Here is a 26,085-nt window from a genome sequence, read left to right as displayed (position 1 = left end):
ATCCCGACAAACACGTTAGTGTCATCACAGCACCGATCACCAACACCCCACAAGGACAACAATGCACAGCAGCCCACCGCCTCACCTCGTCACTATCCGAGACACCATGATTCGACTCGGCCAGTTCCTCAAACTCGCATCACTAGCGGAATCAGGAGCACACGCCCGAGACCTCATTGAGGACGACAACGTCTACGTCAATGGAGAACTGGAAAAACGCCGGGGACGCCAACTCATCCACGGGGACATCGTCACAGTGACCACCCCACAAACGTCATTATCAGCGCAGGTCATAACACCTGCTGGCCCACACTAACCACGGGACATGTAACTCGACGACATCACCTTGTCCACCGAGATCACCACAACAACGCGCTCTGGATCATCGCTTAACTCACGGTACCTGCGTGCATAACGCGCCCGCGCATCGGCAATACTATTGTGATCGTCACGCACCCGGGCAACCCCTTCGAGTGTGAGCCACCGTCCCCCGTCAACTTGACACAAAGCGACCCGAGCTCCTTGCTCACCAGCACGTTCAATGTGTCGCACCTTCATCGACGTACGCTTTGAAGTCACACGGGCTAGACCGGCATCTGCGTCCCAAGTGAAAGCGACCGGAACCACATGGGGGCGCCCATCAGCACGGAGCGTCGTCAAGGTCGCCAAATGTCGTTCGGTGACAAAAATATGCTGCTCGGGGGTTAACAACACGCCAGCCACTTACACTCCTCCTTGCGTCAAGCTCGCTGCCCCCAAAAGAGCCTTCAACTCCGCAGACAACGCAGGATTACGTTCGACCCGAAATTCGTCAGCCAAGCGCACCACAGTGGTGCGTCCAGGCATCGTCACCCGGATACGCACCTCAGACTTCCCGGGATGAGTCCCCAAAATCTCTGCGATTTTCTCGACAATCGGCTCAGTACATCGAGAGGCAGCAATCGTGACGAACAAGGGCGCTTCATCACTCACCGAAAGATCAGGCAACGTCACTTCCATCGCTTGCAGCGACATGGAATCATCACGTCGGCGAATCCGTCCCTTGACCACAACGACCTGGTCTTCTGCTAACACAGCTGAGTAAGCGAGATACGCTTCCCCAAAGAACATCACGTCGATGGACCCATCAAGATCCTCAACTGTGGCCGACGCCCAAGGGTTACCTTGCTTCGACATCTTCCGTTGCACAGTTGTGACCAGACCCGCGATTGTCACAGTTGACCCATCGGGGCGCCCTTCATCAGCCAACAGTTTGGCGATGGCAAGATCCGACGCTTGGGTGAGAACATGTTCGATCCCTGACAAAGGGTGATCCGAGACATATAAACCAAGCATTTCACGCTCAAAAGCGAGAAGCTGCTTTTTATCCCAGTCATCAAGCATAGGAACATCAACGGAAAAGGACATCCCCTCTTCAGGTTCACTACCAAATTCTGCAAATAAATCAAACTGCCCCTCAGCCTCTTTGCGTTTCACCGAAATAACCGAATCCACTGCCTGTTCGTGGATGATGTGAAGCGCCTTCCGTGGATGACCAAGGGAATCGAAAGCGCCAGCCTTGATCAGGGATTCAATCGTGCGTTTGTTGCACACAACAGCAGGAACCTTATCGAGGAAATCCGTGAACGAGCTGAACTCTCCCTTATCTTCACGTGTCGCAATAATGGCATCAACAACATTTCCCCCCACGTTCCTCACGGCAGTCAACCCAAAACGTATGTCCCGATCAACAGCAGCAAAGTTCGCTAACGACGAGTTCACATCCGGCGGGAGAACTGTGATCCCCATACGCCGGCACTCGTTGAGGTACAGCGCTGACTTATCCTTGTCGTCTTTCACAGAAGTCAACAAAGCCGCCATATACTCTGTGGGATAGTTCGCCTTCAGGTATGCCGTCCAATAGGACACCACACCATAGGCGGCCGAGTGAGCTTTGTTGAACGCGTAATCCGAAAACGGAACAAGAATATCCCACAGCGTTTTTACTGCCTGCATAGAATAGCCGCGGTCTATCATCCCCTGAGAAAACATCTCAAATTGCTTGTCAAGTTCAGATTTCTTCTTCTTCCCCATTGCGCGGCGAAGAATGTCTGCCTGGCCCAGTGAGTACCCCGCAAGTTTCTGCGCAATTGCCATCACCTGCTCTTGATAAACAATAAGACCATAGGTATTCCCAAGAATCTCAGCGAGGGGCTCCTCGAGCTCAGGATGGATAGGAGTGACCGCTTGCTGGCCATTCTTACGCAGCGCATAATTCGTGTGCGAATTCGCACCCATAGGGCCGGGGCGGTACAACGCACCAACAGCCGAAATGTCCTCAAAGTTATCCGGGCGCATGAGGCGCAGAAGCGAACGCATACCATTGCCATCAAGCTGGAACACACCAAGGGTCTCCCCCCGTGCAAGAAGTTCATATGTTTTGCGGTCATCCAGCAAAAGATCCTCAAGAATGACTGGCTCTTTGTTGTTTTGGACAATATTATCCAGTGCATCATCGAGAATCGTAAGGTTCCTCAATCCGAGGAAATCCATCTTGATCAACCCAAGAGTTTCACACGTTGGGTAATCAAACTGAGTGATCACTGCACCATCTTGTGGTCTACGCATGATGGGGATGATGTCGATCAGTGGATCTGAGGACATGATGACACCAGCAGCATGCACGCCCCACTGCCGCTTCAGCCCTTCAATGCCTTTTGCGAGTTCCACAACACGCTGCGCATCAGGATCTCCCGCATGAAGTTGACGGAATTCCTCGGCTTCGTGGTACCTCTTGTCTTGTGGGTCAAATATCCCTGTCAAAGAAATATCTTTCCCCATGATCGCTGGAGGCATCGCCTTTGTTAGCTTCTCACCCATCGCGAAGGGAAAACCAAGCAGTCGCGACGAATCCTTCAATGCTTGTTTCGCTTTAATCGTTCCATACGTCACGATCTGCGCAACACGGTCCTCGCCATATTTTTCCGAGACGTAACGAATCACTTCCCCACGGCGGCGCTCGTCAAAGTCAACATCGAAGTCCGGCATGGACACCCGGTCTGGGTTCAAAAAGCGCTCAAAGATGAGCCCATGTTTCAGCGGATCTAGGTCCGTGATCCGCATGGCGTATGCTGCCATCGATCCAGCACCTGAACCACGCCCTGGCCCCACCCGAATACCGTTGTTCTTCGCCCAGTTAATGAAGTCAGCCACAACAAGGAAGTACCCGGGGAACCCCATCTGTGTGATGACATTGATCTCGAACTTGGCCTGCGCACGGACATCATCGGGGATCCCTTGCGGGTAACGCGCATGCAACCCACGTTCCACCTCTTTGATGAACCACGATGTTTCGTCTTCACCCGGCGGGCATGGAAACTTCGGCATGTAGTTGGCTGAGGTATTGAATGACACATCACACTGCTCAGCGATGAGCAACGTGTTGTCACACGCTTCCGGGATATCACGCCACAAATCACGCATCTCTTGCGCCGACTTGATGTAATACCCGTCTCCATCAAACTTAAAACGGTCAGGATCAAGAAGCGTTGATCCCGAGTTAATGCACAGCAGTGCCTCTTGTGACGCAGCATCATCTCTACGCACATAGTGAGAATCATTTGTTGCCACGAGCGGAGCGTTAATCTTACGAGCCACCTCAAGCAGTTCAGAGCGAACGCGATTCTCGATAGATAGCCCGTGATCCATCAGTTCAACGTAGAAATTCTCTTTACCAAAGATCTCTTGCATCTCCCCTGCGGCGCGGAGAGCTTCGTCAAACTGGCCAAGTCGTAGCCGAGTTTGCACTTCGCTCGAAGGACAACCGCTAGAGGCAATTAAACCCTCAGAATATGTTTGGAGCAGTTCGCGATCCATTCGCGGCCACTTCCCCATTTGTCCTTCAAGCGAAGCCAAAGAACTCATTCGAAAGAGATTGTGAAGACCCTCATTGTTCCGTGCCCACAAGGTGAAGTGAGTATAGGCACCACGTGCTGACACGTCGTCTTCTCGCTGTGACTGCTCTCCCCACAGGCGGCGTGTTTGGTCAAAGCGGCTTGTCCCGGGTGTCAAATACGCTTCTACTCCGATGATGGGCTTGACACCTGCTGCACGGGCTTTGGACCAGAACTCGTAGGCCCCAAAAATGTACCCGTGGTCCGTTGTCGCAATCGTGTGCTGCCCAAGTCGTGCTGTCTCTTGGAACAAGTCATCCAGCCGCGCTGCCCCATCAAGCATGGAGTATTCGGTGTGGACATGAAGATGCACAAAATCCGCGTTCGAGGAAGCCATGTCAGCAGTCTAGCGGCCTCCATTGCGTTCACCACGGTGCGCGCCGACCAACTATCTCACATCACCGCGACTCATCAAGGAACAGGTCATGAGCCATGTCACGGTGCCAAATATCACAATCTAAGTACCGTCGTTCATCAACAAGCGTGTAACCCAAAGACTCATAAAATGGTAAGGCAGTTTCCTGGGCTGAGAGAGCAACGGTGACACCACGTTCATCATGGTGATTACGCAGTGCGACTCGCTCTAAAGCTGTCATCAGCAACGCGCCTATCCCTTGGCCACGCGCTTCTTTGCGGACTGCGACACGACCAATATGGACGCTGCCAGGCGCATCGACTAATAGGCGGGCGGTTCCGAGCGCTCGACCAAGTTCAAGGGACTGCGCCGTCACCGCAACAACATGTGTAGTCGTCTGCGCGTGGTCAAGGTCATCCAGTTCTTCACTGAGTGGTACCCCTTGCTCGACGACAAAGACCTCCTGCCGGACATCAAACGCCCACTGCAGATGGCGCTGATCGACCACCGCAAAAACCTCTATACAAGCAGGAGACACGCGACTCACCATTAACCGTAGTCCCCGCGCAGCACATCAAGCGCTTGCTGCAAGTCCTGTGGATACTCAGATGCCACCGTGAACCGTTCACCACTTGCCGGATGCTCGAAGGACAGCTCAACGGCATGCAGCCACTGCCGGTCAAGCCCGGTGCGGCGAGCGAGTGTCGGATCGGCCCCATACATCGAGTCACCGACACAGGGGTGTCGCATCGCCGAGAAATGGACTCGTATTTGGTGGGTACGACCTGTTTCCAAGTGAACAGTTACTAGTGACGCGGATGGGAGCATTTCCATCACTTCGTAGTGAGTGATTGAGCGTTTACCATCAGCCATCACAGCGAACTTAAACTCCGCTTTCGGATGCCGTCCGATCGGAGCGTCTATCGTACCCTTTGTCGGTTCTGGGTGACCTTGGACAACGGTGTGATACACCTTGTCAACGGTTCGTTCTCGGAAAGCTCGTTTCAGCCGAGTGTACGCAAGCTCGGACTTCGCCACCACCATAAGACCTGAGGTGCCAACGTCTAGGCGGTGAACAATACCTTGCCGTTCTGCTGCGCCGGACGTTGAAATACGGTAGCCAGCGGCCGCGAGCGCGCCAACGACTGTCGGCCCAGACCAGCCAACCGCCGAGTGGGCGGCAACTCCTACTGGTTTGTCCACCACAACAATGTGTTCATCATCGTGAACGATGCGCATTCCGGGGACCGGCTGCGGCTCATCCTCTGTGGCATCGACCTCCCGTGGGTCGGGAAGGACAACGTCAATCACTGCCCCCTGTACGATCCGGTCGCCCTTTGCTGCAGGGCGACCGTCAACATAAACATCTCCTGCGTCGAACGCCGCGAGAATTGCACTACGTGACAGTCCCAACATCCGTGCTAAGGCCGCGTCAACACGTTGTCCAACAAGCCCATCTGGAACAGGAAAGGAACGGTGATCCCGGCTCATGACCGCCCTACTTCATCGTTCTCTAGCGGTCCTTCGCGCCCGTTTTCGAGCGATTCAGCTGCTGGCTGCGGCCCTTGGGATGTAGCGAAAGCAGGCACCCTGAAAAGGCTCAATGCAGCCAATGCACCTGCTGCACCTACGATGAAGATGTCAGCCACATTTCCAACAAAAGGCCCGTAATCGATGAAGTCAACAACGTGACCTGTCGGGAAACCAGGATCGCGGAACAGGCGATCAAGGAGGTTACCCAGTGCGCCACCGAGAAGCAGCGCGAGGGTCACCAACCACACCCGCGATGTCAGCTTCCTGGCAACCACCACAATGTAGACGACAACCGCACACGAAACGATGGTCAAGATCCATGTTGAACCGCTTCCAAACGAGAAAGCAGCCCCGGGGTTAAAGACAAGCCGTAACCCAATCCAGTCACCAATCAATGGGGTCGCAGCATGACCTAAGGACAGCTCGTTGAGGGCCCACTGTTTTGTCAGTTGATCAGCACCTGTCACAAGGATCGCCAAAGGCAACAATAAACGAAGCGCACGTCCCACCCCTAACGGATGAGGTGCTGAAGAAGTCTCAGTCATCGTCTCTATCGTCGCACGTCCGAGTCACGCAACTCAACGATGCACCGATTGATGAGCGTCACCGGCGCTCTTCGCGCTGCTTGCAGGTTACACATAAAGTAGCCCGGGGAAAGGCTTCTAGACGTGCTTTACCGACGGGGCCACCACAGTTCTCGCAGACCCCATAGGTTCCTTCATCGAGTCGCGCAATGGCACGTTGATTTTGCTCCAGAAGATCTCGGGTGTTGTTCACCAAAGTCAGTTCCTGCTCACGCTCCAAGGCAGATGAACCATAATCAGCTTGGTCATCACCCGACCCCTCGCCAGAGTTGCGCAAGTACTCGCTGAGGTCAGCGTGGGCTTCATCAATTTCTTGCCGCAGCCGCACGTCTTCGTCAAGGAGCGCCTGGGCCACCGCAAAAATTTCCTGAGCCGTCCACTGCTCTTCACCATCGCGCACTGGGATCGTTGGTGCGTCGAGGTGGGAAAACCGTTCAGTGGCTTGCACTGCGGCTTGTTCACTTGTCGCCATAATCTGCCTTTCACATGAAGCAATAGCGGAATTCAACCACAAAAGCCGACGCGCACTTCCCCGCCAAGGTCACAACAGCGGGTGAAATGCGCGTCGGCCGGAAAAGACGTACGGCCGCTAGATTGCGGTTGAACTAGAACTGACGCCACTTGCCCGTTGGTCAAGGTCGCCCAACAGGTTCTGCAGGTAGGACTTCAAACGAAGACGGTAATCCCGCTCAAACGTGCGCAACTCGTCGATCTTGCCCTCGAGAGTCGATCGTTCCTGTTCCAATTGGTTAAGAGTGCGTCGCGATACTTCCTCAGCTTCGCCCACAATCCGTGAACTTTCTTCGCGCGCCTCGCCAACAAGGCGTTCTGCTTCTTCTTGGCCAGCACGGACGTGGTCATCATGCAGTTTTTGGGCCATCTGAATAATGCCTGTCGCCATTTCAGGCTCATGTGGAGTTTCACGACCATCGCTGGCAACTTCATCGTTACGCGGCTCTGGTGCAGCAGCTGGCTGTGTCGCTGCTGGCTGAGATTTCACCTCAGCAAGTTCGCGGCTCAACTCTGCGACTCGAGATTCGGCTTCTTCAGCCTTTGCCTTGAGCTCGTCGTTTTCCACGTACACAGCACGCAGGGTCCCAAGAACGAGGTCGAGGAAGTCATCGACCTCCACCATGTCGTAACCCTCGCGGAACTTCGTTACCTGGAATTTCTTGTTCAGCACTTCGTCTGGTGTAAGCAGTGCCACCGTAGTCTCCATCTCTTTGGTGCGCTGGTGTTGAAACTCTCGCCTGGCGATCAGTACGACCAGCTCGACATCTTAGTGTAGTTGCTTGCCTGACGTTTCGTTCCGACAGACCCGCATGGTGTGCGGAATTCCACCCGCACTCCGCGTTCGCCGCTGTAGCGCTGTCATGCTGTTGCCGCAAGTACCCAAAAGAGCTGCATGAGGAATGCAACCGCAATAAACAACAACATGAAACCTACATCAAGAGCTATGCTCCCAATACGGATCGGCGGGATGATCCGCGACAGCGCACGAAGCGGCGGATCAGTGATCGTATAGATACTCTCTGCAACAACGAGCAAAAATCCGCGTGGACGCCAGTCCCTGGCGAACACTTGAACCCAGCCGAACACTGCGCGCCCGATGAGAGCGATGAGATAAACCCATAGGACCATGGCTATGAAGGAAAAGATGAGGCTCACGCGTCTCAGCTCTGATTGTAGAAACTCTGTCGGGACCCATCACGGGCGTCCGAACCATTGGCGGCAATTTCAACGTTCTGTGGGGAAAGAAGGAAAACCTTCGCGGTGACCCGCTCGATTGATCCGTTCAGACCGAAGATTAACCCCGATGAGAAGTCCACGAGCCGCTTCGCGTCTGATTCATCCATATCAGAAAGGTTAATGATCACCGGCGTACCAGACCGGAAGGCCTCCCCAATCACACGAGCATCGTTGTAGGACCGTGGATGCACGGTCGTAATGCGCGGCAAGGAGTGGTGCATGACCGCGTCCTCCTCACGTTCAGTCACTGCCCGGCGAATCGGAGTGACCTGTGCGTCAAAGGTGTCCATCACGGATTCCTCAACCTCGTCATACTCGTCTTCGTACTCATCGTACTCGGCTTCGAGGTCGTGGTTTTGTTCCGCGATGCCTAGGTACTCCATCGTCTTGCGTAGCGCTCCCGCCATCGCTTCACTCCTATCTGACAAAAACCGATACACCCGTTGAGCGATTTAGCCCATGGGGACTGGTACTACATCGCGGTCAGTGTTGATTTACGCTAACCCAGCCGCTGCCCACCATCAGTGCGACACGCCCGAAGAGCCATGAGGTTCGCCCACAACTTTCCCGTCAACTCGTGGTGCCCTGGTGCGAGACGTTTCCAGTGGAAAGTTGTCCACAATCACCTATCTCGCGACACGACACCCATGACATAACGCCCGGTCACAACGCCATCGTGGGTAGCGCGACGATGTGAGTACAACGTATCGGATTCATACGTACAGCGCTCGTCGAATAGTGCGTGTTCAATCCCGCAGTAAGCAAGTTGCGCGCGCACTGTCATTCGCAAATCAAGGTGAGGGCGTGTGGAGCCAGGTGGTCTCACAACGACTCCAACCTCATCCGTATCATCCTGGAATTGGGTAGCAACCTGTGGTGACACCTCATAGCATGTGACGCAAATAGAAGGGCCCACAGACGCGAAGAGAGCAACCTGTCCTGACATCTTTCGAAGCAGGTCAGCCGCGTGTTGGATGACCCCAAGTTCAATACCCCTGCGTCCGGCATGCACCACAGCAACCCACGCAGAATCTGTCTCAATCACGATAGGGACACAATCAGCGACATAAACCGCGATCGCGCGATGTACGCAATCTGTGACAATCGCGTCCCCTTCACCAAGGAACCGTGGTCGCGTCGCACAAACGACACCGTCGCACTGAACAACATGGACCTGGTTTCCGTGAACCTGACGAGCAAGCAGGAGTCGTGCGCCTACCGTGTCATCGAGGAGAGAAAAGTTTCGCTCCACAACCTCACGGGCTTCACCGACTGTTACTGACAGATTGAACCCACCAAAGTGACCCGTCGAGAAACCGCCACGGGCATCGGTCGTAAAGACTCGATGCCCGTGGTCAGTGTGCGTGAATTGAATCACCCAGTACCACCCTATTTAAGGAAATCTGGAACGTCGAGGTCATCGACACGCCGTGTGCGCACTGGTTCTTCATCAAAAATTCGAGGTACCTCGAGTGCAGGAGGGGTTGAATCGTGTGGCGACGATGCTGAAGCACCTTGTGGTGAACGGATGAAACGAGGTTGTGGCTGCTCAGATGCTGCCATCCCATAGTGACGTTCACCAGTTGGAGCTGCCGACGGCAATGGTTCCTGAGGTTCATCCAAGGGAACAACTGGACGGTGCAAAGCGCGGAGTCCTCCAGTCATTGCTGGCGGCTCTTCGCGACGTGTTGGAACTTCACGGTGCGGTGCCTGCGGGGCGGCTGACGAGCTTCCTAGGTGTGCGCTCTCCTTGCGTGGTTGAGGAGAGCCACCATCAAAACCAGCTGCAATGACTGTGACACGTACTTCATCACCCAGCGCATCGTCAATGACAGTACCAAAGATGATGTTCGCCTCGGTATGCGCGGCCTCTTGCACAAGGCGAGCAGCCTCGTTGATTTCTTGAAGTCCAAGGTCAGAACCACCTTGAATGGAGATCAGCACACCATGTGCCCCATCAATTGAGGCTTCCAGCAGCGGCGAGGAAATCGCCAACTCTGCTGCTTGCACTGCTCTGTCTTCACCACGCGCTGAACCGATCCCCATCAGAGCGGATCCGGCGCCTTGCATCACCGACTTCACGTCAGCGAAGTCAAGGTTAATGAGTCCAGGGGTGGTGATGAGATCCGTGATTCCTTGCACACCGGAAAGAAGAACCTGGTCTGCTGAGTGGAATGCATCGAGGGCAGAGACTGACCTGTCTGCCATGGACAGCAAGCGGTCGTTGGGGATGACGATAAGGGTGTCAACCTCTTGACGTAGCGCTTCAATCCCCGAGTCCGCCTGGAGCGCGCGGCGACGTCCCTCGAAGGAGAATGGTCTTGTCACAACTCCGACGGTCAACGCTCCTAGCGACCGAGCAATTCGCGCGACGACCGGGGCACCACCGGTTCCGGTTCCGCCCCCTTCACCGGCGGTGACAAAAACCATGTCCGCGCCGCGAAGAACATCCTCAATTTCATCTTCGTGATCCTCAGCTGCTTTACGGCCCACTTCTGGATCTGCGCCTGCTCCCAGACCACGAGTGAGTTCACGACCGACGTCGAGTTTGACGTCGGCATCGGACATGAGCAAAGCCTGAGCGTCAGTGTTAATGGCGATGAACTCAACGCCTTTGAGACCAACTTCGATCATCCGGTTGACGGCGTTTACACCACCACCACCGATACCGACCACCTTGATCACTGCTAGGTAGTTCTGGGGAGTTGTCACGCCCATGCCTCTCGATCTGTAGACCGTCAACCTTATGTCTTGGCAAACCCTCAACCTCTACATGAGAGTGAGATTTTCGCCAAGATCTGCTACCGAAACGTTATGTGGTCCGTCCGGCACTAGCAACACTATCCATCGTGTGTCGGCAGAAAACACACCGACTCACCCGCTCCCGCTGAGTTTTCTCTGGGCCGGTCACTTGATGATCGGGAGATTCGGTGCAGAAAGATCAATCGTCTTCTTTCCCAGTTCTTGTGCTTTTGGCCGCAACACCTCGAGCACATTGACTTTGACCTCAGAATCTTGAGCACTCCCCCACTTCACCCGCACTCCGTCGCGCAGTGTCAGCACCACATTGTCTTGGGTTGACGCGGTGAGCTTCGCAATGTCCTCATGAACGGTCTCAGGCAAAATCTCAAGAATCGCCAGCGCTGTTGTCAAGACTCGTTCATCAAGATCCTCACCAGGAATATTGATCAGCGGGATTGTGTCTGGAAGTTCCTCGACCACATCAACTTCAATAGCTTCTCGATCGACAAGCGAAAAAGAATCACCCCGAGGAATCGCAGCCACGGGCACTCGCTCGGTAATGCTGACAGTCAGTCCTCGAGGCCACCTACGTGTGTGCACGTATTCCGCAACGTTAGGGATCTGAGCGATATCTTCACCCAACTCCGACATATTCAGGCGTGCTAGTGGGGTGCCTTCGTGAGGAGTAATAACAGCGCGAATATCATCTTCAGAAACAAATGCCTTTGCCCCATTGACTCGCACCTCAGACATCGTCAACGCAAAAATGGGCGAGAAGAACATCACCCACCCCAACGCTGCCAACACAAGAATAAAAACCACCGTCAACAGGATTTTTCTTCGCCGGTCGCTGTCACGTGCCGCTTCCTTTTCCTGCAACCGGTCCAACATGCCCGTCGACAGCACGGGCACTCGCGATGTTCCGATCCGAGTGGTAGCCCGTGCAGGGCTCAACTCCTCCTCGTGTGTGGACGCGAAGGAGCCACCCACTGGACGTGAACTGACCTTTTTCGTGCTGGGTGAACGATCACCGTTCGTATCAGCGTTACCGGTCGCATCAGCAGAGGCAGGCCCTTCGACGTCGGCTTGCGCGGTGTGGTCGGCTTGCGCGGCACGCTGACGAACGCGCCCACTCGTACCACGCTGCTGGCGGCGCGGTGGAGTCGGCGGCTTCATGTGGATTGCCCACTAAGGAATTTGTGCCGTAACTCATCTGCAATGACGTCGGCTAACTCGGTCACGTCTCCAGCCCCAATGGTCGCGATGAGGTCACCTGGTTGAGCGATTCGTGCCAGGTGCTTCGCCGCTTGGATGCGGTCACCAATGTACGCGCCTTGTTGGGGGGCAAGATTGTCAGTGATGAGTTGTGAGGTCACCCCAGCAGCAGGTTGCTCTCGAGCACCGTAAATGTCCGTCACGATGGCAACATCAGCACCCTGGAGTGCAGTAGCGAATTCGTTCGCGAACGTGCGTGTGCGTGAGTACAGATGCGGTTGAAACAAAGCCAGGACACGGCCAGTACCAGCAACGTTCGATGCTGCAGACAAGAATGCGGCTACTTCCGTTGGGTGGTGTGCGTAATCGTCGACGACGGTGACGTCCCCGACCACGGCTCGTAACTCGAATCGGCGTCCCGTTCCCATGAACGCGCTTAGTGCGTGTGCGGCCTCTTGGGGTGACGCTCCTAAGACCATCACTGTGGCCAGAGCAGCTGCTGCGTTGAGTGCGTTGTGCTCACCCGGTACTGCGAGTTGAATGGTGAGTGTTGTGGTGGCGTTTTCTGGGTTCGTGGTATTTCGCGTACCAGTACGAGGGAGGTTTCGTGGAACCGTCACAGTCATGACTTGACTGATTCCAGGATGTTGAGGGTGTGACTCGAGGACTCGAATATCAGCAGAAGGGTGCCGGCCGTAAGTGAGGACTTGGCGGCCGTGTTGTTCTTGACGATGTGCCAGCGCGTATGCCCCGGCGTCATCGGCGCAGGCAATCAACCAGCCGTGTGGCACGACTTGGTCCGCGAATTCATCGAAAGCACGGTAAAAGGCATCTTCGCTGCCGTAGTGATCGAGGTGATCAGGTTCGATATTTGTGACAACGGAAATGGTGGGGCGATAGTTGAGGAATGACCCATCCGATTCGTCTGCTTCGGCGATAAGGATCTTTCCGTGTCCAAGATGTCCGCCTGGAATGGCACCGTTGGGAGTGCGCATTGTTGACCCTACTGCGAATGAGGGATCCATTCCTAGCGCTTGCGCGGCAACCGCGATCATCCCAGAGGTTGTGGTTTTCCCGTGGGCCCCTGCGACCGCAATACCATCGTGGTCATTCATGAGCATGGCCAGCGCTTGTGATCGATGAAGAACAGTCAGGCCCATCTCTCGAGCACGAACAAGTTCGACGTTGTCGTCTCGGATCGCTGAGGACACAACGACGGTGTGTTCATTGCTGACTCGTGATGCGTCATGGGGAATATTGACCGTAACTCCAGCGTCTTGTAGCGCGGTCACTGTGGCGCTAGCGCGCATGTCAGATCCTGACACACGCGCACCTGCGGCGTGACACATATGTGCGATCACAGACATTCCCGCGCCACCGACACCGATAAAGTGCAGGTGCAGCGAAGCGACGTTTTGGCGGTGTTGATCTGTCATTGTCTCCACCCTGCTAAGGATTCCAGACGATCAACGATGTGTGCTGTCGCACCGGGGTGTCCCACACTCTTTGCCGCATCTCGCATCCGGGCGAGTCGTGCAGCATCACGCAGGAGGCCAGGAAGCGATGCTTCTACCCAATCTGAGGACACATCTTCGTCTGCGACCAGCAATGCGCCCCCTGCATGCACGAGCGGTTGGGCGTTGAGCCGTTGTTCTCCGTTTCCGATCGGAAGTGGAACAAACACAGCGGGGATTCCTAGTGCCGCCAATTCACACACTGTTCCTGCTCCAGCACGGCACATCACCAAGTCACTTGCCGCATATGCAAGGTCCATTCGATCCATGTACTCAACGACGACGTAACGCCCTCGGTCCTTGTCATCGATTCCATCAAGTTGCTCGATCACTGCCTGCGATTTGTCTTTTCCCGTGACGTGGAGGACTTGGGCACCGGCTGCAAGTAGTGCTTTTGCTGCTCCTGACACCGCTCGGTTGAGGGACACTGCCCCCAACGATCCCCCGGTCACAAGGAGGGTTGGTACGTGAGGCGACAACCCGAAACGTTCAGCAGCTTCGAGTCGAGTGTGAGCTAACGCTTGTGGTGAGGCAACGGCAAGTGCCCCAAGGTCGGCGCGTAAGGGAAGCCCCACCGGAACAGCCCCGGGCAGTTGCGTGCTCTCAAAGGTCACAAGGACTTGCGCAGCAAACCGGGCCCCTAGTTTATTCGCGAGTCCAGGTCTCGCATTTTGCTCGTGAATGACAACGGGGATTCCCAGTTGTCGTGCCGCTAAGTAGGCCGGAGTGGAGACGTACCCACCAAATCCCATGACGATGTCTGGTTTCTGGTCACTCATCACGTCGTGGGCCGCCTGTACGGCTCGTCGCAAGTTGCCGGGTAATGACATCCACTGCGAACTCGGGCGCCGCGGCAACGGAACCTTGGGTACAAAGTCGAGCGTGAACCCTGCTTGCGGCACTAAGCGCGCTTCGAGTCCCTCTTTTGTTCCAAGGACACGAACTGACGCATCGGGGTACCGATGCCGCACTTCACCGGCAATCGCAAGTAGCGGATTGACGTGACCAGCGGTTCCTCCGCCAGCCAACAAAATTGAAGCAACCACAGCAACCACTTTCCATCAGGACCGTCGAGAAATCGAGCGGGTAGATCGCGCGACAATTGCCGCTGTTTTTCGTACGACAGACGGTTTGCGAGCAAACGCATCGTGAGCACCTGGCTCTGTACGCGCGAAACCAAGAACAAGTCCGATGGCCAGCATCGTCGCGATGAGTGCTGAACCACCGGCGGACACAAAGGGGAGGGGAACGCCGATGACAGGAAATATACGCGTGACAACGCCGATGTTAAAAATCGCCTGTCCCAAAATCCAGGCAGCAATCGCTGCCGTGGAGATCTTCACCATGGGATCCTCATGGCGGATGACCACTCGCATCATCCCTATCCCTAACGCCGCAAACAGCACAATGACAAGGAGCGCCCCGAGGAAGCCAAGTTCTTCACCGATGATCGCAAAGATAAAGTCGTTCTGCGCTTCGGGGAGATACGCCCATTTTTCGCTAGAAGCGCCCAAGCCCACTCCAGTGAGACCACCGGAACCAAGCGCTTCAAGTCCTCGTGTCACCTGATAACACAGGTCCGAAGAATCACACTGCGAGTCGTATGTCGCCATGATGCGACCCATCCGGTTGTCACTCACTAACGCAAGAATAGCGACCACAATCGCAGCAATCACGCCAGCAGAGGCAAACCATTTCATGGGGATGTTGGCGACAAGCAGTGCACCAGCGATCATGAGGATGTAGACCATCGCCGTTCCCAGGTCGTTGCCAAGAATGACGAAACCTACAGCGAACGCTGACATTGTCAGGGACGGGAGGAGGACGTGTATCCACTCCTTTGACGTCATCAGTTTCCGAGAAATAGCAGTTCCGAGAAACACGCACAACGCGACTTTCATAAACTCTGACGGCTGGAGAGTGACAGTTGTGCCTGGGATCTGAATCCAGTTGGTATTTCCCAACCGTGATACTCCCAATGGGGTGAGGACAAGAGATTGCATGGCAATACCCAGGACCAATCCCAACGCAGCATTCTTCTTCACCCACGTCGTAGGCACGCGAGCAGCAATCACCATGATCACACCACCGAGCACGGCAAACATCGCTTGGCGTTGAAAGATCCCATACGCAGACCCGCCAGAGTTGAGCGACTCAACTGACGATGCGGAAAGAACCATGATGAGCCCGAGGATCACAAGCGAGATCGAGGAGATCAGCAGAAGGTAGTAGCTTGTGGTAGCCGAGTTCCACACACCTAGCCAACGCCCGCTACGCGTTGCGTCCGCTCCTGATGTGGACCGTACCCCCACCTTCTACTCCTTGCGTTGTTGGCCAGGTGGGATCAACTCTGTGACCCACCGCACGAACTCATCTCCACGGTGCGCGTAGGAATCAAACTGATCCATCGAAGCGCACGCGGGCGCGAGGATGACAACATCCCCGGGTTCTGCTGCTTTCCATGCCGTGTTCACTGCATGGCGCATCACTCCCCCAGTGTCGTCTGCAGAGGCGACGTGGACCGGGATGTGTGGGGCGTGTCGAGCAAATGCGCGCACAATCTCCTGATGCTCCACACCAATGACGACTGCACTTCGCAGTTGGGGGCCAATTTCGGCGATGAGAGAATCTAGGTTCGCTCCTTTAGTAACCCCCCCAACAATCCACACAGTGGACGATAACGGGAGCGAGAGAAGCGATGCGCGGGCTGCGTGAGCGTTCGTAGCTTTCGAATCGTTAATGAATGTGACCCCAGATTGCGGGGCATCATTCTTCGCCACCGTTGCGACATGCTCGATGCGGTGGCGTCCAGGTTGGAAGCTCTTGACCCCATCCCGGACTGCACGAGGGGCCACCCCATAGGCGCGGGCGAGAGCCGCAGCGAACAGCGTATTAGTGATGGTGTGCGAACCGACGACACCATCTGGGCCAGCGAGGTGCGCCAGGTCTGACAGTTGGGCAAGTTCCGCCGCATGGCGGTATCGCTGAGGGCCGGTCAGTGGCTCCGTAAATGCTCGATCACACAGAACACCATCCACAATCCCCAGCGAGCTAGGAGTTGGGCTTTCAGCGCTCACTGAGATTGCTCGAGCACCAGGGTGAACGTCAGCTTCGTGAAGCAACCTAACGACACGGTCATCACCTTCGCTATATACACAGGCGCGGTGGGTGTGAGTGAAGATCCGCGCTTTGTCAGAAGCGTACTGGTCAAATGATCCGTGCCAATCAACGTGGTCTTCAGCAATGTTGAGGATCGCGGAGGCAAGCGGTTCCATCGAGTAGGTGAAGTGGAGTTGGAAGCTGGAGAGTTCAAGGACAAAGACATCGATTGTGGGGTTCTGGATCTGCCGGATGACAGGTGCACCCACATTGCCAACCGTTGCCACACGAAGGCCGTCAGCGTGAAGAATTGTTGCTAAGAGTTCAACGGTGGTGGTTTTCCCATTGGTTCCAGTGACAGCGAGCCACGGTGCTGGTTTGTTTGTGTGTTCGTTGTTCACTCGCAGTTGCCACGCAAGCTCGATCTCACTCCACACAGGCACTGCGTGGTCAGCGGCGGCAGTCAGCGCCTCGTGGTGTGGTGGCCAGCCGGGAGACGCAATGACAAGGTCAATGCTGTCCCACGGCACCTGCGAAGAGGATGAATAGTGAGCGCCCTCTGCCTGGGCGTCAAGTGAACTGACGGAGGCTGGGTGTCGGCCATTGGGTAGCTCAGTGAGCACGTCAACAACAGCCTGACCTGACACTCCCAGCCCAGCAACAAGCACGTGACTATCAGCAAGAGATTTCGCGAGTTCACTATGACGGTTCAACTGACGATCCACTCACCGTAGAACAGGCCGAGCCCTGCTGCAACGAAAAGACCAGCGATGATCCAGAACCGGATGACGATTGTCACTTCCCCCCAACCTGACAGTTCAAAGTGGTGGTGCAGGGGGGCCATCTTAAAGACTCGTTTTCCTGTCATCTTGAAAAACCCAATTTGGATGACATCTGAAACAACAATGAGGACAAACAAGCCACCGATGATCGCGGCAAGTATTTCTGTCCGGGTCAAAATGGAGATACCAGCAAGCGCTCCACCCAGCGCGAGAGACCCAGTGTCCCCCATAAAAATCTGTGCCGGCGAACCATTCCACCACAAGAACCCAAAGCACGCACCAACGATTGCGGCTGCGATGATGGCAAGACCAAGGGGGTCTCTGGTTTCGTAGCAGGCGCTTTCAGCAATTGGTCGCCAGGCACAGTTCTGGTTGTACTGCCAGATGGAGACAAAGAGGTAAGCGCCGAAAACAAACAGTGACACTCCTGTGGCGAGGCCGTCAAGACCATCGGTCAGGTTAACAGCATTTGTCCAGGCAGTGATCAGGAAGTTTGCCCACACCACGAACAGCGCTATTCCAATCCCAGCCCCTGCGAAGGCGAGGTCAAAATTCGTGTCACGAGTGAAAGAAATTGCAGTCGACGCCGGGGTGACCCCTCGCGAGTTTTCAAACTGCAATACCAGGACAGAAAACACGATGCCCACAACGCCTTGCCCGATGATCTTGCCCATCGGAGACAATCCCAGGCTTCGTTGTCTGGAGATCTTAATGAAATCGTCGAGAAAACCGACTAATCCCATACCCACCATGAGGAAAATGAGGAGGAACTCAGATGCGGTGGGAATTCGTCCAGTGACGGGGATGGTTGCCAACCATCCAAGTACTGTCGCGGCAATGATGACTACCCCACCCATTGTGGGTGTGCCGCGCTTCGTGAAGTGCGCTGTTGGACCGTCTTGCCGAATGAACTGGCCGTAATTGCGACGAACGAGTAAACGGATAAACATGGGGGTGCCTAGGAGCGACACAAGGAGTGCAACAGCACCTGAAACGAGGACAACTTTCACGAGTTTGCTGCCTTTCCAGTCAGTTCATCGGCGAGTTGCCACAGGCCAGAACCGTGAGACGCTTTGATTAACACCACATCGTTAGGCTGAAGGTAGTCGTTGAGGGCAGCATGCGCTGCATTGAGGTCAGCGACTTCCACGACCTCGTCTCCCCACGACCCTTCTTGCAGGGCGCCGTCAGCAATTCCCTGCGCTCCCTGTCCTACGACAATAAGCCGCGAGATATTGAGCCGCACGACTAGGCGCCCGATGTCATCGTGGTAGGTACGTGATTGGGGGCCAAGCTCACGCATTTCCCCGAGCACTGCCACAGTCCGGCGTTGACGGCCAGCAACAGTGGCCAAAGCTCGCAGAGCGGCACGCATGGAATCTGGGTTGGCGTTGTAGGAGTCGTCAATAATGGTGACACCATCTGGACGGTCCACAACATCCATACGGTGCGGACTGGTTGCTCGTGCAGCACTCAGAGCAACAGCAGCTTGGTCAAGTGGCATTCCCAGTGCGGTCACTGCTGTCAGTGCCGCGAGCGCGTTGGTGACATGATGTTCGCCCACAAGAGTCAAAGTCACCGACGCTGTGTCCCCTGCTGTTGTTTCGACGTCAAAGTGGGCGCGCCCTGCGGCGTCTGTGCGGGCATTGATGGCTCGCATATCTGCTCCACGGACCGACCCGAAGGTGCGTACTTGGCCGTGTGCAAGCTCCTTCATCGCGATGACTCGGTGGTCATCTGCGTTGAGAACTGCGATTCCTTGCGGGAGGAGACCTGTGACAAGTTCGCTTTTCGCTTGTGCGACCAGTTCCGCAGATCCGAAGCCACCAAGGTGTGCGAGGCCAACGATCAACACCACTGCAATATCGAGGGGGGCGATAGATGTGAGGTAGTGAAGATCCCCAACTGCCGATGCGCCCATTTCTGTGACGAGGAAATCCGTTGTTTCGTCCGCTTTCAGTACTGTCAGTGGCAAGCCCAGTTCATTGTTGAGTGACCCAGCGGGAACCACAACGTTCCCATAAGTTGCGAGCATCTGCCCCATAAGATCTTTTGTTGTGGTTTTTCCCGCAGATCCGGTTACTCCGATGACGCGGATATGCCCCTTCTCCCGCAGTCTGGCAAGGTGTGCTCGTGCCAGATCACCGAGGGCGCGTTGGGTGTCAGCGACAACCACACAGGGAACCCCCTTGATGTTTTTCTGGGAGAGCACGAGCACTGCACCTTGCGAGTGGGCCACGCAAGCATAGTCGTGGCCGTCAGAGCGTTCCCCGACCACGGCAACAAATAAGTCCCCAGTCGACACTGTTCGCGAATCGATCGTGACCTGTCCTGTCACTGTGACATCTGACGGACAAGATAACTCACCGCCGGTGATGGAAGCGATCTCCTGCGCTGTGAACACGTTGCTATACGTCCTTACTGCCATAGGCTCATTGGGATTCGTGACTTCGGTGCGGCTGCAGCCGCACCGAGGCGCACTAGTGATGCTGATTACTCCAGCGCGTAAGAGCTCGACGAGCATGACGACGATCATCGAGTTCGTGAGGAACACCAGCCATGTCTTGAACTGTTTCGTGCCCGCGCCCTGCGATCAAGATGATATCCCCATCACTTGCTGCAGCGATCACATCGTCGATTGCAGATTCCCGCTGATCATATTCTTTCACGTCAATGATGCGCCCATGCGCGGCCTGTCGTTGGGCTTCTGACTGCGCTCCCTTAAGGAGGTCTTGACGGATCGTTGCACGGTCCTCGCCGTGTGGATCATCATCAGCAATGTAGACGACGTCTGCCAGGCGGGCTGCTACTGCCCCCATTTCTGGGCGCTTTGACGGGTCACGGTCGCCGGCCGCACCACAAACCACACGTAAGACACCATGTGTACCAGATTCGTGCGCACGAGCGGCGAGGTCTTGGCGTAGGGAGGACAACGCAAAATCCAAAGCTTCCGCTGTGTGGGCATAGTCCACGATGGTCAGTGGTTGTGCAGGCTTCGACACGACTTCCATTCGACCGGGGATTGAATGCAGGGAACGCAGACCTTCTGTGATGTTGTTGTCGCTGACACCTGCTAACCGGGCCATGAGTGCAGCAAGTGCGGCGTTGGCCACGTTGACTGTGCCGGGGAGGGCGCTATGGCAGCGCAGCCTCTGCCCATGCGGGCCCTGAAGTACGAACTGCGTCCCATAATTGGGTTGATAATCACCGACCTCAACGACCGTCCAGTCGGCGTGCACGTGTGCAGCACGCTCGGGAGTCGTTGCGACACTCCAGGTGTCAATCGTCGCTTGGTGGTGCAATTGCACACCCCAGTCATCATCAACGTTGATGACACCCGCCCGCGCATAGTCACTGTGAAAAAGCTGAGCTTTGGCGGCAAAGTACTCTGCCATCGATCCGTGGAAGTCAAGATGGTCACGTTGGAGGTTGGTGAAACCAACAACATCGAACTGTGTGCCGGTGATCCGGTGTAGCGCCAGAGCATGTGATGACACTTCCATGCTGACCGCCGTGACCTCTTCTTCAAGGCATCGTGCAAGAAAGCCTTGAAGCTCTGGAGCTTCAACTGTTGTTCGAGTGGAAGATACTGTGTGGTCGCCGAGTCTGGTTTCCACAGTCCCCATGAGTCCGGTGTGATGGCCGGCGGTCCGAAGAATCGCGTCGAGGAAAAAGGTGGTTGTTGTTTTTCCGTTTGTTCCGGTGATCCCGGCAGTGGTCAGCCGCGCAGCCGGCTGACCATATATTGTTGCTGCCACCTGCCCTGCAATTTCTCGTACATCGTGTCCGTCGTCAACAACGAGAACTGGTAATTCGTGACCAACGGATGCGTCTAACTCACGGGCGATGCGGTACCCGGCTTCGTCTGTGAGCACACCGCGGGCGCCAGCGTGAATTGCTTGTTCAATGTACTGGGCACCGTGGCTGCGTTGTCCGGCCACGGCCACGAAGAGATCACCTGGACGCACACGGGCTGTTTGTATGGCGAGACCCGATACCTGGGCATCTGCCATTGCGTGCACCTGGACCGGCACGGTATGAACAAGAGACTGAAGGGGCACCGATGGTGGGCGGTGCGGACGCATGAGATCGTCAGCGGTTGGCTGCATAGTCCCAATCTATCGTTTCTGCGGGTGAAAATCGGCGCGAACCGATGCGGTAAGGGGTGGAGCACTCCCCTGGCAACGGCAGTTCATACTTCTGGGTGAGTGCGTACCCCTGATTTTAACGGTGGACGTCCCCACTGGCTTCAAGCGGCTAGCGCATCACCAATCAATGGGGTACAGGGAGGGACGTGATCCTGTGGGTTCGACTTCAAGCCGTTGCAGGGAATAGGCCATCACATCGGCAAAAACTGGTGCTGCCACTTCGCCACCATAAACGGAGGTTTTGGGATCACGAAGAATGACTGACACCACAATTGCCGGATCGTCGACCGGCGCGACCCCAATGAACGATGACACAAACGATGTGAGTTGTCCGTTCTCATCTGCCGCTTGTGCGGTACCCGTCTTCCCCGCAACCCGATAGCCGCTGACTTTCCCTGCCGCGCCGCTTCCTTCTACGACTACCGACTCCATCATGGAAAGCACCGCATCGGCCGTCTCCTTCGAGACGATTTGACGTGTCTCGGCTTTCGGGGATGGAGTGTAGGTACCGTCTTGGTCCGTGGTTCCTGCAACTAAGTGGGGGGTACATTGTTGTCCACCGTTGGCTATCGTGGCGAACACGTTGGTGGATTGAAGGGCGTTGCCTGCCATCCCCTGGCCAAACATGACCGAGTACTGGGTTCGTCCATCCCATTGATCTGGTTCTGCGAGCAAACCACGTGACTCTCCCCCGAGTTCGATTCCGGTCCGCTGGCCGAACCCAAATTTACTGAGATAGTCGTATCTCACCTGTTTAGTGAGGAGTTCAGCAATTTGCACGGTGCCTGTGTTCGATGAATCAGCGAGGATGCCAGTTAGTGTTCGATTATGGGTGGCGTGTTCATGGGCGTCACGGAATGTTTGTCCGTTGCTTGTTGTGTACTGATCTGGTACTCGAAACTTGCTTGTGGGCGTTGCTACCCCCGTTTCGAGAGCGGCAGCCATGGTGACGACCTTGGCTGTGGATCCTGGTTCAAAAATGTCTTGAACAGATCCCAGGCGTCCAGTAATGCTCGTTGTGTCGTCCGATGTCGCTGATCGATCGGCAAGCGCAATCACCTCGCATGTCTTCACGTCTTGGACAATGACATAACCACCTCGAGCACCTGTCTTTTTCAATTGTTCATCAAGCGCGTTTTCCACGTGCCACTGAATGTCCATGTCAAGAGTAGACACCACAGTGTGTCCACTATTGGCAGGCACTTCTGTCACAGGCGCTGAGGGAAGAATATGGCCATTACGAGACTGTTCGTAGGTCATCGAACCGTCTGTCCCTGTGAGGAGAGAATTTTGGGAGTATTCGAGACCGGACAAACCTTCATCTGTTCCCATTGCGCCAATAATCGACTTTGCGGTTTCCCCCGCAGGGTACATTCGCTTTGACGTTGATTCAGGGAATATCCCCGAGATCCGCAATGCGCGGATGGCATCCCACGTTTCAGGGGGAATGTCTGTCGCGATCGTAAGGTATTTATTGTACCTATCGGTTTCTGGTGATTTTGTGAGTTCGGCAGCCAGCTCTTGCGCATTCAGATCAAGCAATGGCGCAAGAAGTTCAGCAGCGTAACGCGGGCCACCTTTTTTCTCACCATCAGGTGTGAGTTGACTCCATTTTTCGATCAGCTCTTGGTCGGCAAAGACCTTGTATCTCGTGACGGATTTGGCGATCGCAACTCCGTGACGGTCTGTGATTTGGCCGCGCTCCGCTTTGAGAGGCATAGTTTTGGTGCGCATGGCCTGTGCTTTTTCGCGCAGTTCATCACCATAAACGAGTTGGACTTGTCCCAGACGTAGTGCGAAGGCGCAAAGAAGAACGGTGACAAGGAAAGAAACAAACCTCAAGCGCCTCGTCGGCATTCGGTACCCCAGCGGCCCACGTGCACGCTGTTGTGCCCGGCGCGCTCGGGAGCGAACTCGTTCCTCCTGAGCTCTCCGCTGTTTCTCAGTCAGTTTCGCGCGCCCTCGTGGGGAGCCAACTGGTCGCGCTGATGCGTAAGACCTGCGTTGGGTACCTAAATCACTTCGTGGACCTGCGGTGCGCGATGCTCGCGCCGCCTGCGTACCGCGCTGTGGTGCGCTGCGCACCCCGTCCCGTTCAGAGGGACGAGGACCCCTCTTCGATGATTGCGATGACGGGGTCGATCCGGATTTTCGTTCTGAACCATTCTGTGCTCGTGAACGTGAGGAGGCCCTTGCGCTTTGTGGTGATTGTTGCCCCCGTCGCTCCTGACCTCCACGCCTCGCTCGTGGTGTCTTTTCGCTCACTAGCCACTACTTTCCGTCGGGCTCCACAAGAATCGTCTTGTCTTCCAATCGAATCACACCAGGCGTCAGTTCTTGCACCATTCCCAGGTCGCGTGCGCGTTGCGCAAGGTTCTCCGCTGTTGACACATCATCAAGGTCACTTGACAGCTGTTCAGTAACGAGCACCTCGTGTGAGAGTTGTGCCTTCATGTCTGTCTGCTTGTAGGCGCCGTGTGCCATCTCCACGTTCAAGATGAGGATCGCAGCGATCGTCAGGCCCAGTAGCGCAACACACCCTGCGAGAAACACTCCCAACGATGCGCGCGGTTCTGGTGCCGTGACGACTTCAAGAGCAGGTTTTCGTGGAGTAGATGTGACGGGTGCGGCGTGTGGTGCCGAGGTTGACCATGAAGACACTGCACGTGCTGTAGCTGTTGGCGATGCACTCACGTGTACTCTCCATTTCTCAGGTGTGCCGGGGTTGGTCGTACTCGTTCAATTGCTCGAAGTCGAACCGATGCGGACCGCGGGTTTGACTGCAGTTCGTTCTCATCCGCCTTTTCCGCTCCCCTTGTGAGGGCACGTAGGTAGGGGCGATGAGTCTCTGGTTCGATGGGAAGATCAGGCGGAGCACTGGATTGAAGACCTCGTGTGAATTCGACTTTGGTCATCCGGTCTTCTAGGGAGTGGTATGACTCCACGAGAAGACGGCCACCAATAACAAGGCTTTCAATTGCTGCCGGGAGCGCATGCGCCAGAACATCAAGCTCTTCGTTGACTTCAATACGCAAGGCCTGAAAGGTGCGTTTCGCGGGATTGCCTCCCGTAGCGCGCGCTGCTGCTGGTATTGATTCGCGAATGAGATCAACAAGTTCCCCTGATCGCTCCCAGGGACGCTCCTCTCGGCGGCGGACAATGGCCCGTGCGATACGCGGAGCGAACCGTTCCTCGCCATAGGTTTTGAGGATCGTGGCTAGTCGCTTTTCGTCGTAAGTGTTCAGGATGTCTGCTGCGGTCAACGGTGCTGATGAATCCATACGCATATCAAGTGGGGCATCGTGTGCGTAAGCAAAACCGCGTTCCCGCTCGTCAATCTGAAGTGAGGATACGCCCAGGTCCATGAGTATTGCCTGTGCACCATCAAACCCAGCCTCATGGATCACACGGTAGATGTTGTCGTAGGTGGTGTGCACTGCGCGAAACCGTTGACCAAACGACTCAAGCCGTTCACTGGCAAGCGCCAAAGCTTGAGCATCACGGTCGATGCCAATCGCTATGACATTCGGAAACGCTTCAAGTACAGCACGTGTATGGCCCCCCATACCCAATGTGGCATCAACATACAGCGCCTGAGGGGAGTTCAGCGCGGGAGCCATTAGTTCAAGGCAACGGTCACGCAGCACGGGTATGTGCCGACGCGAGGCCGGTGATTCATCCTGGAACTCGTTCATGGGAACCTTAACTGTCGGCGATGTTGTTGGTAGTTACCTACTCCACCAGGGCTCCCACCGTCGCCATCTGGCACCGGGGAAGTGGCGTCAGATGACGGTAGGAGACCTCATAGAGCAGATCAAAACTGGAGGTCAGGGAATATTTGTTCAGCTGTTTGCGAGTATCCTTCTTCCTTTTCTTCGAGGTAGTCCTCCCATGTCCTTGCGTCCCAGATCTCGACCCGGGATCCCGCACCAATGACGGCGACCTCGCGATCCAACCCGGCATATGTTCGCAATGGAGTGGGAATAGATACCCTCCCTTGCTTGTCTGGCATTTCGTCGCTTGCTCCCGACAGAAAAACACGCATATAGTCACGCGCCTGTCGCGAGGTCACTGGTGCTTGACGTAGGTGTTCATACATGCGCCGAAACTCTTCCATGGGGAGAAGGAAGAGGCAGCGCTCTTGTCCTCGCGTCATGACCAAGCCAGAAGAAAACTGACCACGAAACTTCGATGGAAGGATCAATCGGCCTTTGTCGTCGAGTTTTGGGGTGTAAGTCCCCAAAAACAGGTGTGGGATGGCACCCATGATGTCGTGCATCGTGCGTCCCCTCTCCACTCGTGACATTGCGGGTTTCGCTATGGGGAGAAGTGCTCATCGCCGAAACGCCGTTCATCCTCTACCCTCCGCTCAACTCCACGTTACTCCATTTCCCTCCACAGTCTCTCATAATGTCGGCATTTTTCACCTCGA

The 26,085-nt window shown here is 55.5% G+C and carries 24 protein-coding genes; 1 reads left to right on the top strand and 23 read right to left on the bottom strand.

Translation table 11 applies throughout. From position 1 onward, the window contains the following. Positions 1 to 61 precede the first annotated feature (61 nt). Complete coding sequence (locus JDEN_RS05455; RefSeq protein WP_015771372.1) at positions 62 to 316, top strand: RNA-binding S4 domain-containing protein; 255 nt, start codon at positions 62 to 64, stop codon at positions 314 to 316. Here JDEN_RS05455 and JDEN_RS05450 read toward each other — a convergent pair. The 23 genes from JDEN_RS05450 to mraZ all read right to left on the bottom strand — a co-directional run bounded on the left by JDEN_RS05450 (position 313) and on the right by mraZ (position 25,902). Next, positions 313 to 723 carry a pyridoxamine 5'-phosphate oxidase family protein gene (locus JDEN_RS05450; protein ID WP_015771371.1) on the bottom strand — a complete coding sequence of 137 codons (411 nt, stop codon included), beginning with the start codon at positions 721 to 723 and terminating at the stop codon, positions 313 to 315. The genes JDEN_RS05455 and JDEN_RS05450 overlap by 4 nt on opposite strands. Then, positions 724 to 4,269, bottom strand: a complete 3,546-nt coding sequence (gene dnaE, locus JDEN_RS05445) for a DNA polymerase III subunit alpha (protein WP_015771370.1) — start codon at positions 4,267 to 4,269, stop codon at positions 724 to 726. Positions 4,270 to 4,330: 61 nt separating this feature from the next. Further along, positions 4,331 to 4,825: a GNAT family N-acetyltransferase gene (locus JDEN_RS05440; RefSeq protein ID WP_226926593.1), complete on the bottom strand. Its 495-nt coding sequence runs from the start codon at positions 4,823 to 4,825 to the stop codon at positions 4,331 to 4,333. Between the two features lie 11 nt (positions 4,826 to 4,836). Continuing rightward, positions 4,837 to 5,778 (bottom strand): RluA family pseudouridine synthase, encoded by a 942-nt coding sequence (locus tag JDEN_RS05435; RefSeq protein ID WP_015771368.1) that lies wholly within the window; start codon positions 5,776 to 5,778, stop codon positions 4,837 to 4,839. After that, entirely contained in the window at positions 5,775 to 6,365 is a 591-nt protein-coding gene (lspA, locus tag JDEN_RS05430; RefSeq protein WP_015771367.1) for a signal peptidase II, read from the bottom strand. Before lspA ends, JDEN_RS05435 begins: the two co-directional genes overlap by 4 nt. Positions 6,366 to 6,423: 58 nt before the next feature. Further along, the gene (locus JDEN_RS05425; protein WP_015771366.1) at positions 6,424 to 6,876 is read right to left on the bottom strand and encodes a TraR/DksA family transcriptional regulator; all 453 of its coding nucleotides are present in this window, start codon (positions 6,874 to 6,876) and stop codon (positions 6,424 to 6,426) included. Positions 6,877 to 6,993: 117 nt separating this feature from the next. After that, positions 6,994 to 7,611 carry a DivIVA domain-containing protein gene (locus JDEN_RS05420; RefSeq protein ID WP_015771365.1) on the bottom strand — a complete coding sequence of 206 codons (618 nt, stop codon included), beginning with the start codon at positions 7,609 to 7,611 and terminating at the stop codon, positions 6,994 to 6,996. 164 nt (positions 7,612 to 7,775) lie between these two features. Continuing rightward, positions 7,776 to 8,072 carry a YggT family protein gene (locus JDEN_RS05415; protein WP_015771364.1) on the bottom strand — a complete coding sequence of 99 codons (297 nt, stop codon included), beginning with the start codon at positions 8,070 to 8,072 and terminating at the stop codon, positions 7,776 to 7,778. Positions 8,073 to 8,077: 5 nt separating this feature from the next. After that, positions 8,078 to 8,560: a cell division protein SepF gene (locus tag JDEN_RS05410; RefSeq protein WP_015771363.1), complete on the bottom strand. Its 483-nt coding sequence runs from the start codon at positions 8,558 to 8,560 to the stop codon at positions 8,078 to 8,080. 215 nt (positions 8,561 to 8,775) lie between these two features. Continuing rightward, positions 8,776 to 9,531, bottom strand: coding sequence for a polyphenol oxidase family protein (locus JDEN_RS05405; RefSeq protein ID WP_015771362.1), 756 nt, complete (start codon positions 9,529 to 9,531; stop codon positions 8,776 to 8,778). Between the two features lie 11 nt (positions 9,532 to 9,542). Further along, complete coding sequence (ftsZ, locus tag JDEN_RS05400) at positions 9,543 to 10,865, bottom strand: cell division protein FtsZ (protein WP_015771361.1); 1,323 nt, start codon at positions 10,863 to 10,865, stop codon at positions 9,543 to 9,545. Positions 10,866 to 11,060: 195 nt separating this feature from the next. Next, a complete protein-coding gene (locus JDEN_RS05395) occupies positions 11,061 to 12,071 on the bottom strand; it encodes a cell division protein FtsQ/DivIB (protein WP_015771360.1) in 1,011 nt (336 codons plus the stop codon). After that, entirely contained in the window at positions 12,068 to 13,546 is a 1,479-nt protein-coding gene (gene murC / locus JDEN_RS05390; RefSeq protein WP_015771359.1) for a UDP-N-acetylmuramate--L-alanine ligase, read from the bottom strand. The genes JDEN_RS05395 and murC overlap by 4 nt, the downstream gene beginning before the upstream one ends. Then, the gene (gene murG, locus JDEN_RS05385) at positions 13,543 to 14,670 is read right to left on the bottom strand and encodes an undecaprenyldiphospho-muramoylpentapeptide beta-N-acetylglucosaminyltransferase (RefSeq protein ID WP_015771358.1); all 1,128 of its coding nucleotides are present in this window, start codon (positions 14,668 to 14,670) and stop codon (positions 13,543 to 13,545) included. Before murG ends, murC begins: the two co-directional genes overlap by 4 nt. A gap of 15 nt (positions 14,671 to 14,685) precedes the next feature. Further along, positions 14,686 to 15,936, bottom strand: a complete 1,251-nt coding sequence (gene ftsW, locus JDEN_RS05380; RefSeq protein ID WP_015771357.1) for a putative lipid II flippase FtsW — start codon at positions 15,934 to 15,936, stop codon at positions 14,686 to 14,688. A 3-nt stretch (positions 15,937 to 15,939) separates the two neighbouring features. After that, entirely contained in the window at positions 15,940 to 17,448 is a 1,509-nt protein-coding gene (murD, locus tag JDEN_RS05375) for a UDP-N-acetylmuramoyl-L-alanine--D-glutamate ligase (RefSeq protein WP_015771356.1), read from the bottom strand. After that, the gene (gene mraY, locus JDEN_RS05370) at positions 17,433 to 18,515 is read right to left on the bottom strand and encodes a phospho-N-acetylmuramoyl-pentapeptide-transferase (RefSeq protein WP_015771355.1); all 1,083 of its coding nucleotides are present in this window, start codon (positions 18,513 to 18,515) and stop codon (positions 17,433 to 17,435) included. The genes murD and mraY overlap by 16 nt, the downstream gene beginning before the upstream one ends. Further along, positions 18,512 to 20,041 carry a UDP-N-acetylmuramoyl-tripeptide--D-alanyl-D-alanine ligase gene (locus JDEN_RS05365; RefSeq protein ID WP_015771354.1) on the bottom strand — a complete coding sequence of 510 codons (1,530 nt, stop codon included), beginning with the start codon at positions 20,039 to 20,041 and terminating at the stop codon, positions 18,512 to 18,514. The genes mraY and JDEN_RS05365 overlap by 4 nt, the downstream gene beginning before the upstream one ends. Beyond that, positions 19,986 to 21,518 carry a UDP-N-acetylmuramoyl-L-alanyl-D-glutamate--2,6-diaminopimelate ligase gene (locus JDEN_RS05360; protein ID WP_049754430.1) on the bottom strand — a complete coding sequence of 511 codons (1,533 nt, stop codon included), beginning with the start codon at positions 21,516 to 21,518 and terminating at the stop codon, positions 19,986 to 19,988. The genes JDEN_RS05365 and JDEN_RS05360 overlap by 56 nt, the downstream gene beginning before the upstream one ends. Positions 21,519 to 21,770: 252 nt before the next feature. Beyond that, positions 21,771 to 23,510, bottom strand: coding sequence for a peptidoglycan D,D-transpeptidase FtsI family protein (locus tag JDEN_RS05355; protein WP_015771352.1), 1,740 nt, complete (start codon positions 23,508 to 23,510; stop codon positions 21,771 to 21,773). A 414-nt stretch (positions 23,511 to 23,924) separates the two neighbouring features. Beyond that, complete coding sequence (locus tag JDEN_RS05350) at positions 23,925 to 24,347, bottom strand: hypothetical protein (protein ID WP_015771351.1); 423 nt, start codon at positions 24,345 to 24,347, stop codon at positions 23,925 to 23,927. Further along, a complete protein-coding gene (gene rsmH / locus JDEN_RS05345; RefSeq protein ID WP_015771350.1) occupies positions 24,344 to 25,348 on the bottom strand; it encodes a 16S rRNA (cytosine(1402)-N(4))-methyltransferase RsmH in 1,005 nt (334 codons plus the stop codon). The genes JDEN_RS05350 and rsmH overlap by 4 nt, the downstream gene beginning before the upstream one ends. A gap of 119 nt (positions 25,349 to 25,467) precedes the next feature. Next, positions 25,468 to 25,902, bottom strand: a complete 435-nt coding sequence (gene mraZ / locus JDEN_RS05340) for a division/cell wall cluster transcriptional repressor MraZ (RefSeq protein WP_192940862.1) — start codon at positions 25,900 to 25,902, stop codon at positions 25,468 to 25,470. Positions 25,903 to 26,085: the final 183 nt, after the last annotated feature.

Origin of the sequence: Jonesia denitrificans DSM 20603, assembly GCF_000024065.1 — a bacterium.
Taxonomy (GTDB): domain Bacteria; phylum Actinomycetota; class Actinomycetes; order Actinomycetales; family Cellulomonadaceae; genus Jonesia; species Jonesia denitrificans.
Note: the sequence above shows the minus strand (reverse complement) of the source record. Positions and strands in the feature narration are given on the sequence as shown.

Excerpts from the sequence above, each read along its gene's own strand:
- JDEN_RS05455 (WP_015771372.1), top strand. The coding sequence starts at position 62 with ATGCACAGCAGCCCACCGCCTCACCTCGTCACTATCCGAGACACCATG.
- dnaE (WP_015771370.1), bottom strand. The coding sequence starts at position 4,269 with ATGGCTTCCTCGAACGCGGATTTTGTGCATCTTCATGTCCACACCGAA.
- JDEN_RS05435 (WP_015771368.1), bottom strand. The coding sequence starts at position 5,778 with ATGAGCCGGGATCACCGTTCCTTTCCTGTTCCAGATGGGCTTGTTGGA.
- lspA (WP_015771367.1), bottom strand. The coding sequence starts at position 6,365 with ATGACTGAGACTTCTTCAGCACCTCATCCGTTAGGGGTGGGACGTGCG.
- JDEN_RS05425 (WP_015771366.1), bottom strand. The coding sequence starts at position 6,876 with ATGGCGACAAGTGAACAAGCCGCAGTGCAAGCCACTGAACGGTTTTCC.
- JDEN_RS05410 (WP_015771363.1), bottom strand. The coding sequence starts at position 8,560 with ATGGCGGGAGCGCTACGCAAGACGATGGAGTACCTAGGCATCGCGGAA.
- JDEN_RS05395 (WP_015771360.1), bottom strand. The coding sequence starts at position 12,071 with ATGAAGCCGCCGACTCCACCGCGCCGCCAGCAGCGTGGTACGAGTGGG.
- murC (WP_015771359.1), bottom strand. The coding sequence starts at position 13,546 with ATGACAGATCAACACCGCCAAAACGTCGCTTCGCTGCACCTGCACTTT.
- JDEN_RS05365 (WP_015771354.1), bottom strand. The coding sequence starts at position 20,041 with ATGATCGTCGTCATGCTCGTCGAGCTCTTACGCGCTGGAGTAATCAGC.
- JDEN_RS05360 (WP_049754430.1), bottom strand. The coding sequence starts at position 21,518 with ATGGCAGATGCCCAGGTATCGGGTCTCGCCATACAAACAGCCCGTGTG.
- JDEN_RS05355 (WP_015771352.1), bottom strand. The coding sequence starts at position 23,510 with ATGCCGACGAGGCGCTTGAGGTTTGTTTCTTTCCTTGTCACCGTTCTT.
- rsmH (WP_015771350.1), bottom strand. The coding sequence starts at position 25,348 with ATGAACGAGTTCCAGGATGAATCACCGGCCTCGCGTCGGCACATACCC.